Origin of the sequence: Marinicella rhabdoformis (genome assembly GCF_009671245.1) — a bacterium.
Classification (GTDB): Bacteria; Pseudomonadota; Gammaproteobacteria; order Xanthomonadales; family Marinicellaceae; genus Marinicella; species Marinicella rhabdoformis.
The window spans coordinates 15,967-28,579 of record NZ_VTFS01000003.1 but is presented as its reverse complement, the minus strand read 5'-3'; the positions used below and the strand labels follow the sequence as shown (position 1 = coordinate 28,579).

Below are 12,613 nucleotides of genomic sequence, written 5' to 3'. Positions count from 1 at the left end.
TGATACTTATGTTAATTAATTTTCATCAACTATTATCATTGGATCAGTCGAATATTGCTGATTACCAATAGTTAATATCAAATCATAAGTGTCTGTTGTGACGGTTGCATTGTTTTGAATGGTTAATGTGTGAGTGGCTGATGTGGCCGGCGGGGTTCGGGTCAAATTGAATGATGTGTCTCCACCATCAACGTCATTGAACGGGTCTTGATCCCCACTTTTGCTGAAATCTAATTCTACCGTTATGGTATTGTCACCAGCGGCAGGCCAATCTACTGTCACGTCTAAGTTGGCGCCTTCGGCAACCTCCACGGTTTGAGTGACTGTGGGTACAGTGCCAGTTTCAAGAGAACTCAAAGATACATTAATCGTTGGGTTTGTCATATTTTTCCTCACTTTTTTTAAGTCGCGCGTTATCTTTACGTACAATTCGCTTATCACTGTACTGACAGTTATGCCATGTTTAGCGGTTACCGCAAGAACGATACATCACGCAATTTCACAAAATTTGATGCCAATAGATATACTGGTCATCAACACACATAAATCATCACCAAACTAAAAGAAAGGGTTAAGTTACTCAAGCTCAAGTGATTAGATTGATGAAAATCAATCATTTATATATGATAATTGATTCATCAGATAAATGATATTACAAAATATTACAGCTGTGGTTTTTACTTAAAATGGCAAGGCTTTTAAATACTGAAACAAATGACATGATGGTTTTGAGAAGTCAGCATATCATTGGGCGTCATTCTGGCAGTTGTCAGACTTTGCTTAAAAACCCTGAAGCATCACGATTACATGCTTCCATTTCATGGAATGGTTCTCGTTGGTTGCTACAGGACAACAGCAGCAATGGTACTTTTGTGAATGGGTGTATCATCAAGTCGGGGCTAAAGCAGCGTCTAAAAATAGGTGATTCAATCCAGTTTGGTTCGCTAAAAACAGCTGTTTGGCAATTAACCAGTGATTCAGCACCCCGTGCCTTTTTGCAGGCTTTAAATGTTGGATTTAATGATGCAGCTTCAATTATTGAATTGTCAGCGTTCACTGCTTTGCCTGACAAGTATTTGGCTGAAGTCAGTGTTTATCAAACGACAGATGAAACTTGGGTGAGTGAAGACGCTTCAGGGATTCGATCCCTCGAAACAGGTGATCACATCATGACCAGTCAAGGAGGTTGGTATTTTGTCGACTGCGAAGATACCGAAAGCACTATACAAGTCGCCCGCACAAGCATGGATAAAGATACATTGCATGTGACATTTAATGTGAGTAAGGATGAAGAGCATGTTTCTTTGAGGATTCAGGCTGAGCAAACTGAGCTGGATTTGGGCGAACGGACTCACCATGAATTGCTGTTATTTTTGGCCCGAAAACGCTTGTCGGATGAAAAGGTGGGCATTGAAGTGCCAGAGCAGGGCTGGGTCGATAAAGAGGAATTAAGTCACAAAACGGGGCTCGATGAAAAACACATCAACATCCACATTTACCGACTTCGACAACAATTAATACACAGCCATTCTGATAAATTAAAACAGTTACAATTGGTGGAAAGGCGACGTGGTGCATTGCGATTTGCATGGCATCACATACATATCATAGGTGGTAATGATTTGTTAAGACTTGAAGTTTAAATTTTGCTACAATGATATGAGCTCATAACCTCAAATGTGGATTCGATGGAAGACAGCGCAAGCGAAAAGGAATTTGGATTGATCAAGTTGGATCATCAGCGTTTTAAAGATTCGCTGCAAAATCAATTGGAAACCCTAAGTCAGCAATGGTTGACGCAAGCACTTGCCGTAAGCAATGACGCACAGGTCAAACAAGTAAAGCAAAGTTTATTGGCCCTGGGTGATTCAGAGCAACAGGCTTTCTGGCAAGTGAACAACCGCTTAAAGCCACCGTTAGAACAGCTGATGCGGTCAACGCAAGCGGGTGGTCAAGCCACTGAATTGTTAAAACAACTGCACATCACGGTGCTCAAAATCAAACCACCCAAAAATTCTTTTTGGGGTAACTTCCTGAGTATGTTCAAACTGTTATTCTCAGTGAAAGAGTCTGCATGGGAAATGTGGTTGGAAAGTTTCCCAGTACACCAACAAAAAATCACTCAATTAACAGAACAGTTAGCACAGCATAAGAAACAATTAGCCAACGACAACGCCATGTTGTTGGGAGAAAAATCAACGCTGAATGCCCATTTGCTTCATTTAGAACATGTTGTCGATGTGGCAACACATTTAACCACGGTTGTTGAACAAGAAACCGATAAACAAAGTAATGAGTCAATATGGCATGATGAATGGTTACCAGCGATACAAAAGAGAACCTTGGAATTGCAACAACAGCTGTTGATTGCCAGGCAGTCTGTGATGAGCTTGGACTTGTTTATTACCCAAAATGAATATCAAATCAGAGGCATAGACCAATCTGTTAATACCACAACAGCAGCCATGAAGGTCACAGCCAGTATATATGTGCTTGAACAAGCCGGTCAGGCGGCATCAGCAACAACTGCTGTTAATAAAAAACAAATCAACCATGCCGATGGACTGATTGCTGAGGCCTTATCGAAAATGGAGTCAGTACAGACTGAACTTGAGTCCGGTCAAGTTCAAAGCGAATAACCACTAAGTTACCTTATATTAATTTGTAACTGTGACTAAATGCACATTGACATAATATGTCATTATGACATATTATGTCAGAATAGAGAGCAAACAAACGGGCGCAACAGAGGAGTAAGAAACAACATGAACTTAGCTGATTTTGCCATCAGATTGTCACAACACAGAACATCAGAAGGTTACACTTTTGAATGTCAAAACATCGACGGGGAGGTTGATGTTTTACAAGTTGAAATGGCGGGTTTTGATGGGTTTCCTGTTTATATCACCCGAACCAATACGCAAGTGATTTGTATCATTTACCTGTGGTCTGAGGATGAAATCATTGCTGAAAGTCGCGTAGAAATGTTGGAAATGATGCTAGACACCAGTATTTCAATTCCCTTGTCTTCTTATGCACGGGTGGGTGACCGTTATGTATTGTTTGGGTCGCTTTCAGTGAATTCAGAGTTCGATAAGTTGGTTGAAGAGTTGGTGATATTGAATGAGAACGCTTTGGATGTGGTGGCTGCGATGGAGGATTTTTTGTTATGAGCGATGAGAACAAAACAGGTGACCACGGTGCAGGGATGAACATTCTGAGTAAAATCATTAAAACGATACGAACTGAGTCACGTGAACTGGCCGATGCCGTAACAGATGCTGCAGGTTCGAAGAAAGTGGAATCAGCCTGTGAAGAGGCGAAAGCAAATTTAGATGAAGCAAAACATGTTTTGACTCAAATGATGACCAAGGAAAAACAGTCGGCGAATCAATTGTCTATCATCAATGACAAATTATCACAACAAGAAGCTTTGGTGGTTGAAGCCATGGCCCAAGGTGATGAGTCATTGGCCATGGGGTATGCCATTGAGGTGGTGGACTTGGAATTGGACCGAGATTATTTGCATGAGTCATTGGAAAACGTCAAAAACAATGTGTGCTACTTACAAAGCCAGCTGGAGCAGTCGGAGCGCGCCTTAAAAGAACTGGAAAGGCAGCTTTCGATGCTGAGAACATCTGAAAAAGTACAAAAAGCGACTGAAACCATCATGGGTAATATCGATGGTGCCGATTCAAAAATGGTTTCAGCGAAAAAGTCTTTAGAGCGAATCAGAGCAAAGCAGAAAAGCAGCGCAGTTGATACCAATGAAGAAAAACTGGCCAATAATTACAAAGGTGTTCGGGCGGCGGCGAACCAAGAAAAGTCGCTGAACACTGAAGCCATCAGTCAACATGCAAAAGCCGTGTTGGACAGGTTGCAAGACAAAAATAAGTCGAACGATGACAAATAAAAAAGGCAAAATTCCCAAAAAATGGGCCAACGAGAACAAAGCGGTCAAGGCGACACAAGTGGCCTTTGACTTGGGTGAACAGGTTCAGTATGTGATCAGAAAAGAAGCCTTGGACAGGAACATCAATCCATCTGATCGCATCAGGCAGATTCTTGGACTCAAAGTGTCGAGAAAACCGAAAAGGCTGCGCTTGTCGATCTCGCTGTCAGATGAAGATTTGGGCTATTTAGCTGAAAGTTATGGGCTGGCCTCCCAAGATGCCGTTGAAGTCAAGCGCAGGGCAGCTGAGAAGTTGGTTTTACATGCGAGGGAAAACCAACAAGTGAACCCGCAGTTAAATAATAACAAGAACAACAATAAAAAGGAGTCATGATGGATTTATTTTTAACGCATTTAATCAGTTTTCCAGTGGTGGTGTACTCGGTTTTATTGGCCATCATCCTCAGCTATTGGTTGTTGGCATTTTTGGGTGGCATAGACACAGAAATGTTTGATTTAAGTTTTGATACAGACATTGATATTGAAGGAGATTTGGGTGCGGATGTCGATGGCTCAAGGGGCTTAAGTGGCATCACAGGCTTCTTCTTAAAATTCGGCTTAACAGGTGTACCTGTGACGCTTGTGGTTTCTATATTGGTGCTCTTTTCATGGATGATTTGCTATATATATGTGTCGGTTTTGTCGGTCTTGATACCAGGCGATATCTTGAAAATGATCACAGGTGCTGTGATGATTTTTATCAGCTTCGCATTGGCGATTCCTCTGGCATCCTGGGTAATCAAACCTTTGAAAAAGTTGTTCATTACCCACGAAGCTGTGAGCAAAGGGACGCTGATTGGTACCGAATGTATCGTTAAAACTGGAAAGGTGACGGCCACATTTGGTCAAGCCATATTGGAGCATGATGTCGATGGTTTGATTTTTGATGTACGGGCTGATGAGGCGGCAGGTATCAAGAAGGGAGATAAAGTGGTATTGGTCGAATATATAGAGGATGACAGCAGTTATTTGATTAAAAAAAAACTGAGTTAACAACATAACAAAATAAAGCATTGCCGGAAAAAGCAATGCCGGAAAAGCATAAATAAATAACAAAGTAATTAATAAAAAATAAAAAGTAAAATTTTTTAGGAGAAAAAGTATGGGCGTAGATGTATTGATCATGTTTGGTTGGGTTTTTGGCATAGTGGCTGGCTTGCTGCTGGTGTCGGGTTTGTTGTTTAAGAAGTTTTATCAAAAAGTAGAACAAGGGCAGGCCATGATTGTGAACACCATGAAAGATTTGCCAGAAGTGACTTTCACTGGTCGCATTGTCTGGCCAATCATTCACAAGAAAGAGTTCATGATTATTTCTTTGAAAACGATTGAGATTGATCGACGTGATAAGGATGGATTGATTTGTAAAGACAACATTCGAGCAGACATCAAAGTGACTTTCTTTGTTCGCGTAAATAAGACCAAGGAAGATGTTTTGAAAGTGGCGCAAGCCATTGGTTGTGATCGTGCTTCAAAGCAAGCGACCATTGAAGAACTGTTCAGTGCCAAGTTTTCAGAGGCTCTAAAAACGGTGGGTAAGAAACTGGAATTTGAAGAGCTCTATGAGGAGCGTGACCGTTTCAGAGACGCCATCATTGAAGTGATTGGAAAAGACTTGAATGGTTATGTTTTAGAAGATGCTGCGATTGATTATTTAGAGCAGACGCCCATGTCAGCACTGGATGCGGACAACATATTAGATGCACAAGGCATCAGAAAAATAACTGAATTAACGGCCTTACAGCACATTTTAACCAATGAGTTTGAGCGTGAAGAAGAAACCAAAATCAAAAAAAGGAATGTGGAAGCCAGAGAGCGTATTTTGGAATTGGAACGCATCGAAGCCGATGCAGTGGCAAAGCAAGAACGTGAAATTGCTTCTGTTAAAGCCCGTGAATTGGCTGAGAAGGAAAAAATTGAAAGTGAAGAGCGCTTGAAATCTGAATCTGCCCGAATTGCCACTGAACAAGAGGTGATGGTGATGGAAGAAAATAAAAAGCGTGAAGTCGAAGTGGCGAGCAATAACCGTTTGCGTGCTGTTGCGATTGAAGAAGAGAAGGTGACCAAGGTCAGACAATTAGAGGTGGTGACCCGTGAACGCGAAGTGGCCTTACAAGAAATCAACAAGCAAAAAGACATCGAAGTCGAAAAGAAAAACATTGCTGACGTGGTTCGTGAGCGCATCTCTGTTGAAAAAACAGTGGCCGAGCAAGAAGAGCAGATCAATGAATTGCGTGTGGTAGAAGAAGCCAGCCGCAACAAAAAAGCCCAAGTCATTATGGCGGAGTCTTTGGCAGAGCAAGAATTGATCAAGGAAATCAAAGCAGCCGAAGCACAAGAAACCACAGCCAAGCACAGAGCCAGTGAACGCATCACGATGGCAGAAGCTGCACGTGAGTCAGCCTCTAAAGAAGCCGATGCAAAAATCCGCTTGGCCGAAGGTATACGTGAAGAAGTGGCAGCGGCGGGTTTGGCAGAAGCCAAAGTGATTGAAGCCAAAGCACAAGCCAATCAAAAACAAGGTGAAGCAGAAGCCGCTGTTATGGCAAGTAAATTCAGAGCAGAAGCCGCGGGTGCCGAAGAAATCGGTATGGCCAATGTGCGTGTGAAAGAGGCTGATGCCGAGGGTGAAGAGCAACAAGCCATGGTGGGTGTGAACATCCAAGTGGCAGAAGCGCAAGCGATCAAAGAACGTGGTGCGGCTGAAGCTGAAGTGATTGAGCAACGTTATGCAGCAGAAGCACGTGGTTTGAAAGAGAAGTTTGCAGCCATGGCAACCATGGACGACAAAGCACGTGACCATGAGGAATTCCGCATGGGATTGGACTTGTCACATGCTGAAAACATGAAGGCCATTGAAGCCAATACTGAGATAGCCGAAACACAAGCGCAAGTCTTGGCTGAAGCATTGAAAGAAGCCAACATCGACATCGTTGGTGGTAATGGTGATTTCTTAGAGAAATTCATGAGCTCATTGTCTGTGGGTAAAGCCGTAGATGGCGCGATTGGTAAAAGTGACATCTTACAAGCCGCGGTGAGTAAGGTCATGAGTCTGGGATCTGGACAAGCTTTTGATAAAGATGCTGTGACCAAAATCATCAAAAAACTGTCAAGGAATGACGACCAAGATTCATCTGAAACATAAGCACAACAGTTAAAAAACTTATGTATGTCGGGTTCAAAAGTGAACCCGACTTGATGAAACTTTTATTGAATTGATCAGGATTATTTATGGCTGAAGCAAACAACACCATCAATCAAGCGGTTGCCGATGGCGGCTCCTATGACGTCATTCGCAAGCGATTAGAAACGCAGAATAAACGACTGGAATCTGAGGTCATCAAACTCAACCAGTTACGCGAAGCGGAATTCGGTAAAACCATCTTAGATGTGGTGGACCGCGTCAGGGTGCGCACAGAAAACAACTGCACACCGCGTGACATTGTTCGCATCAATGGTTTGTTGTTGTTTGGTTACAATGTGTTTCTTGGATTGAAAAAAGAAACCAAGATATCTGATGTTTTTGCCTTATACACCTTAGAGGAAAATGACGGTCATTTCGAAGTCAAAGAAGCGCCGATTGCAGGCAGCTTTTTGGCCGATCCCATGTTCAATAAACAATTCACAGAGCTCTACAGCTACTACAAAAAAGCCCAGTTAATCCAATTGCGTGTGGTCAACCAAAAAGTCCTGGCATCATTCCAAATTGGTGAAAAAATTGGCGACATTCGTGTCTTTCGTTGGGCCATTGAAGACGGTGGTGCCGATAATAAAGGCGAAGTTAAATACATCGATGACCGTGGCGAAAGGGACATGGAGCTGCCACCGTCTTATGATTTTGAGTGGCACAAAACAACGCGCGAAGATTATGTTCAAGGGAAACACCCACATGTGTCTGTTTTAGATGAGGTTTTTGTTGAAACTGTTGGCGGCGATTTAACCATAAAAATTGAAGACAACACCGAGGACGGTGAGGGCATATACCGTGAGCTTGTAGAAGAAGCACACCAATCACTGGAAGATGCTGAGGTTCAGTATGCCAAAATTGACGGTTTAATTTTACTCAAAGTGCTGCCATACAAAGAAGAGTTGTGGCGCTATTTTGTCTACAACAGCCGCACCCATGAAGTGGTTCGGATTGATTCCTTAGGGCATGCTTGCTTGCAGCTGCCCAATGACCATGGGATTATTTTCCCCGGCGGTTACTACCTACAAAGTGGTGAATACAAGGTGTTTGCCGAAGATGTCAATGGTTTGAAATTCAAAAGGCGTTGGCTGTCGCCTAATGGTGAAGATGTTTTGTATGTGTTTTATGAACACTTAGAAGGTAAATTCGTATTGTATTCATACAACATGATACGAAAAGAATTACAAAGTCCGATTTTTGGTCACGGTTATTCTTTGTTTGATGATGGTAAAATGATCATCTTTCGTTCGGAGTCTGTTGAGCCTTCGCGCATCCATCCGATGCAAATATGGCAAACACCATACACCAGCGAAGAATTCACAGCCGCGCAGACGGATGAAAAGTCCTTTTTGTCCACCATCGGCAATGCCGAACTGGTTCAGGGTATTTCTGAACTGTATGGCATTTCCAAACTCATCAGTGAGCAACAACCCAGTGTCCAAGTCTATGAAGACCTGATCAAAAACATTCAACGTGTTCAAGACGGTTTTTATTGGTTAGAAAACGAAGAGCTGGGTGGTTTTGACCAGCAGCTTAAACTGATTGGCGACACCGCAGAGCTGGTGTTGGATGAATTTGAAAAAGTCACCGCCATCAATCAAGAATCTGCCAAGTCATTGAAGCTGGCCGAAAAGGAATTAAAGTCATTATTGCGTGAAATTCAAGTGTCTAATTGGGACACGCCCAGGCCATTTGTTGATGCCTTGTTACAATTGAAACAACAGAAAGGCCACCTGCTTTCACTGCGCGAATACCGTTACATCGACCTTTCGGTGTTGGATGATTTAAGTGCGCAGGTAGAACAGGAAATTGATAACTTCGGTAAGAAAACCGTGGCATTCTTGTCACAAGCCGAAGCGATGCAGCACTACAACGACGTGGTGGAAAGTGTTCATGACAAGATCGCCACCATCAAAACGGTCAAAGACCTCAAGCCATTAACTGAAGAATTGGACGAAATGGGCATGGGCTTGGACGCCTTGTCTGAAGTGATCAATGGCCTTGAAATTGATGACACCTTACAAAAAACCGCGATTTTAGAATCGGTTTCAAAAATATACAGCCGCATCAACCAAACCAAAGCCCACGCCAAGCTGACCATCAAAGAATTGTCAGCGACAGAATCTGTGGCCGAATTTGGTGCCCAGTTGGCGGTGTTGTCACAAAGTATCACCAGTGGTGTGGCTTTGGCCGATACGCCAGATGGTTGTGATGAGCAGTTAGCGCGTTTGTTGGTACAACTCGAAGAACTGGAAAGTAATTTCAGTGACAACGAAGCGTTCTTGGATCAAATCCTCAGCAAACGTGAGGAGTTACACGAAACCTTTGAGAACAAAAAACAAGGCCTGATTGAACAACGTCAACGCAAAGCAGAAAGCGTCCAATCAGCAGCCAATCGCGTGCTTAAAAGCATCGAACGACGTTCATTAAAATTCACCGACAACGATCAGCTCAACACCTATTATTCATCAGACCCGATCGTTCACAAAGTGGCCGATTTGATGGTGCAACTGCGTGAACTGGACGACAACGTCAAGGCCGATGACATCGAAGCCAAACTCAAAGCGGTGCGCGAACAAGCCATCCGAAGTCTACGCGACAAAAGAGACATCTTCGAAGATGGTGGTAATACCATCAACCTGGGCAAACACAAGTTCAGTGTCAACACACAAGCTTTGGACCTGACGATTTTACCCAAAGGCGAGCAATTGGTGTTCCATTTATCTGGCACAGAATATTACGAACCCATAGACAACGAACAGTTGCATCAATACAAAGCATTCTGGCAACAAACCCTCAGTTCAGAAAATCGTGAGATATACCGCGCAGAGTATTTGGCCTACGCCATTTTTAATGCCGCCTTGCTGGGCAAAATAGAATCTGACATGGCTGCATTGAAACAGTTAAATGATGAGGAGTTGGCACAAACAGTCAAAGACTATGCCAGCCCGCTGTACCAAGAAGGCTACGAAAAAGGCGTACATGACCACGATGCCAGTCGCATATTGTCGGCCTTGCTGAAAGTCCACAGCGCCTCGCCGTTGATGATGTTCAATCCATCTGCTCGTGCCTATGCCAATTTTTACTGGCTCAATGTCAACGACAAGCCCTTACAACAACAGTTCACCCATCAGGCCAAAACCGCACAAACCTTGATCAATGCTTTGGGCCAGCGGGCCATGAGCGAAGACCTCTGTTTGGATTTTGAACAGGCCATGACAGATTTTTATCAAGCTTTAGACATGGAAGTTCCGGCGCAGCAAGTGGCTAATGCCGCGGCTTATTTATTCGCTTATTTGGTGACAGATGAGGCATTGAACAGTTTAGACTCGAGCCGCATACAAATCTCAAAAGCGGCCAAAGCCTTGGTCAATAACATGACCAGCTATTTGGAATCCATTGGTGAACACAAAAACCTGATGAACCGATTGAAAGACTTGTCTGGATCACCCAAAGAACAGTGGCTGATGTTGTCCTATTGGGTCACAGGTTATGTGACCAAAGCAGGCAAAAGTGAAGGGGAGCGTGGCGAAAGTCAAGACCAAGCGAGCACCCTGCGTTACATGAACGAAGCCATCGTTTACCTGCTCACTGATAACAAAAAAGCCTACGCAGATGAAGCCGTGGCCCTGCATTGTGAAGTCGATCAATTACTCGGTGAACATGCCAATGTCTCAGACCGAGCGGTTCGCTTTGAATTTGATGAATTCATCGAGCGTTTGCAACATTACCATGCCAACCTCAAACCACAATACCAAGCTTACCGCGAATTAAAACAACAGGTGATGCAAGACCAAAAGAAAACCATGGCGCTGGATACCTTCAAAGCCAGACCCTTGGCTTCATTTGTGCGCAATAAATTAATCAACGAATCTTACTTGCCGATTCTGGGTGACAATTTGGCCAAGCAGATGGGCGCTTTGGGCCAGAACAAGCGCAGCGATTTGATGGGCTTGTTGATGCTGATTTCACCACCGGGTTACGGTAAAACCACCTTGATGGAATATGTGGCCAATCGCTTGGGTTTGAATTTCATGAAAATCAATTGCCCCTCATTAGGTCATGACGTGAAATCATTGGATCCGGCGAATGCTCCTAATGCCACGGCCAAGCAAGAATTGGACAAACTCAATCTGGCCTTAGAAATGGGTAACAACGTCATGCTGTACCTCGATGACATCCAGCACACCCATGCCGAATTTTTACAAAAATTCATCTCACTCTGTGATGGCACCAGAAAAATAGAAGGTGTGTGGAAAGGGCAGAGTAAGACCTATGACCTCAGAGGTAAAAAGTTCTGTGTCATCATGGCCGGAAACCCCTACACCGAATCGGGCGAAGTGTTCCGCGTCCCTGACATGCTGGCCAACCGCGCCGACGTTTATAATTTGGGTGACGTATTGAGTGGTCAAGAAGACATCTTTGCCATGAGTTATATCGAAAACTCTTTGACCTCGAATGCCGTTTTGGCACCTTTGGCTTTGCGTGATTTGAATGACTTGTATTTATTGATGGACAAAGCCAAAGGCAAAGAAGTCGCCACAGCCGATTTGTCGCACAGCTATGCCACCAGTGAAATCAATGAAATCACCACGGTATTACAACGTCTGTTCACAGTCCAAGACGTGATATTGCAGGTTAACCAAGCCTACATCCAATCGGCTGCCATGGACGACCGCTACCGCGAAGAACCGCCGTTCAAACTACAAGGCAGTTACCGCAACATGAACAAACTGTCCGAAAAAATTGTCGCCATCATGGACGATGCCGAGCTACAAGCCGTCATCGATGACCATTATGTTGGCGAAGCCCAATTACTCACCACCGGCGCCGAGGCCAATTTGCTCAAATTGAAATCACTGCGCGGACAGTTAACAGAAGCTGAAAGCGAACGTTGGGAAACCATCAAGTCAGAATTCAAAATCCGCAATGCACTCGCTGGTGATGATGCCGATGGCGCCACCAAGGTCGCCAGTCAAATCGCTGGGCTGAAAAATTCAATGGGCGATCTTGGTACATTGATTGCGAGTGGCATAGCCAGCGGTAGCCAGAATGCCTCAGATCGAAACACAGAAAGCTTAGAGGGCGTTGCACAACAAATGATCGCCGCCATCAAGGCGCTAAACCTTGAGGTTTCAGTCAACAACGAACCGCTGCCCGGCCTAGACAATGCCTTGGCATCATTATCCGAAACACTGGAAACCTCCTTCGTCCCGATTGTCGTCGCCATGAACAAAAAACTCAGCATCAATAATGAAGTCCTTGAAAAGGTCACAGAATTATCGAGCAAAATCAAAAGTTTGAGCCAAAATAAAACCAGCCGATCAGTCACCAAAGCCAGCAGTAAACAGGCCAAGAAAGTGTCAAAGAAAGTGACGAAAAAAACGGCCAAGAAGGTGGCTAAAAAATCAGATGATGAGTAATGGTGTAAAGCAAGTTGAACCAAAAATTGAGTAGATGATATTCAATTGTTTGGT

9 protein-coding genes are annotated in these 12,613 nt (G+C 43.8%); 8 read left to right on the top strand and 1 reads right to left on the bottom strand.

What is annotated here, in order from left to right; translation table 11 throughout:
• Positions 1–15 precede the first annotated feature (15 nt).
• Positions 16–384, bottom strand: a complete 369-nt coding sequence (locus tag FET73_RS07930; protein ID WP_154223421.1) for a hypothetical protein — start codon at positions 382–384, stop codon at positions 16–18.
• Positions 385–719: 335 nt separating this feature from the next.
• Between FET73_RS07930 and FET73_RS07925 the strand changes: the two genes are divergently transcribed.
• From FET73_RS07925 to FET73_RS07890, 8 genes are all read left to right on the top strand, one after another.
• Entirely contained in the window at positions 720–1,643 is a 924-nt protein-coding gene (locus tag FET73_RS07925; protein ID WP_179952185.1) for an FHA domain-containing protein, read from the top strand.
• A 45-nt stretch (positions 1,644–1,688) separates the two neighbouring features.
• Positions 1,689–2,639, top strand: coding sequence for a toxic anion resistance protein (locus FET73_RS07920; protein WP_154223419.1), 951 nt, complete (start codon positions 1,689–1,691; stop codon positions 2,637–2,639).
• 126 nt (positions 2,640–2,765) lie between these two features.
• Complete coding sequence (locus tag FET73_RS07915; RefSeq protein WP_179952184.1) at positions 2,766–3,173, top strand: YjfI family protein; 408 nt, start codon at positions 2,766–2,768, stop codon at positions 3,171–3,173.
• On the top strand, positions 3,170–3,913 hold the full coding sequence (locus tag FET73_RS07910; protein ID WP_154223417.1) for a PspA/IM30 family protein: 744 nt from the start codon (positions 3,170–3,172) through the stop codon (positions 3,911–3,913). Before FET73_RS07915 ends, FET73_RS07910 begins: the two co-directional genes overlap by 4 nt.
• On the top strand, positions 3,903–4,286 hold the full coding sequence (locus tag FET73_RS07905; RefSeq protein WP_154223416.1) for a hypothetical protein: 384 nt from the start codon (positions 3,903–3,905) through the stop codon (positions 4,284–4,286). The genes FET73_RS07910 and FET73_RS07905 overlap by 11 nt, the downstream gene beginning before the upstream one ends.
• Positions 4,286–4,945: an OB-fold-containig protein gene (locus tag FET73_RS07900; protein ID WP_154223415.1), complete on the top strand. Its 660-nt coding sequence runs from the start codon at positions 4,286–4,288 to the stop codon at positions 4,943–4,945. Before FET73_RS07905 ends, FET73_RS07900 begins: the two co-directional genes overlap by 1 nt.
• Before the next feature lie 109 nt (positions 4,946–5,054).
• A complete protein-coding gene (locus FET73_RS07895) occupies positions 5,055–7,094 on the top strand; it encodes a flotillin family protein (protein WP_179952183.1) in 2,040 nt (679 codons plus the stop codon).
• Between the two features lie 86 nt (positions 7,095–7,180).
• Positions 7,181–12,559: a DNA repair ATPase gene (locus FET73_RS07890; protein ID WP_154223414.1), complete on the top strand. Its 5,379-nt coding sequence runs from the start codon at positions 7,181–7,183 to the stop codon at positions 12,557–12,559.
• Positions 12,560–12,613: the final 54 nt, after the last annotated feature.

Excerpts from the sequence above, each read along its gene's own strand:
- FET73_RS07910 (WP_154223417.1), top strand. The coding sequence starts at position 3,170 with ATGAGCGATGAGAACAAAACAGGTGACCACGGTGCAGGGATGAACATT.
- FET73_RS07930 (WP_154223421.1), bottom strand. The coding sequence starts at position 384 with ATGACAAACCCAACGATTAATGTATCTTTGAGTTCTCTTGAAACTGGC.
- FET73_RS07915 (WP_179952184.1), top strand. The coding sequence starts at position 2,766 with ATGAACTTAGCTGATTTTGCCATCAGATTGTCACAACACAGAACATCA.
- FET73_RS07890 (WP_154223414.1), top strand. The coding sequence starts at position 7,181 with ATGGCTGAAGCAAACAACACCATCAATCAAGCGGTTGCCGATGGCGGC.
- FET73_RS07905 (WP_154223416.1), top strand. The coding sequence starts at position 3,903 with ATGACAAATAAAAAAGGCAAAATTCCCAAAAAATGGGCCAACGAGAAC.
- FET73_RS07900 (WP_154223415.1), top strand. The coding sequence starts at position 4,286 with ATGGATTTATTTTTAACGCATTTAATCAGTTTTCCAGTGGTGGTGTAC.
- FET73_RS07925 (WP_179952185.1), top strand. The coding sequence starts at position 720 with ATGATGGTTTTGAGAAGTCAGCATATCATTGGGCGTCATTCTGGCAGT.
- FET73_RS07920 (WP_154223419.1), top strand. The coding sequence starts at position 1,689 with ATGGAAGACAGCGCAAGCGAAAAGGAATTTGGATTGATCAAGTTGGAT.
- FET73_RS07895 (WP_179952183.1), top strand. The coding sequence starts at position 5,055 with ATGGGCGTAGATGTATTGATCATGTTTGGTTGGGTTTTTGGCATAGTG.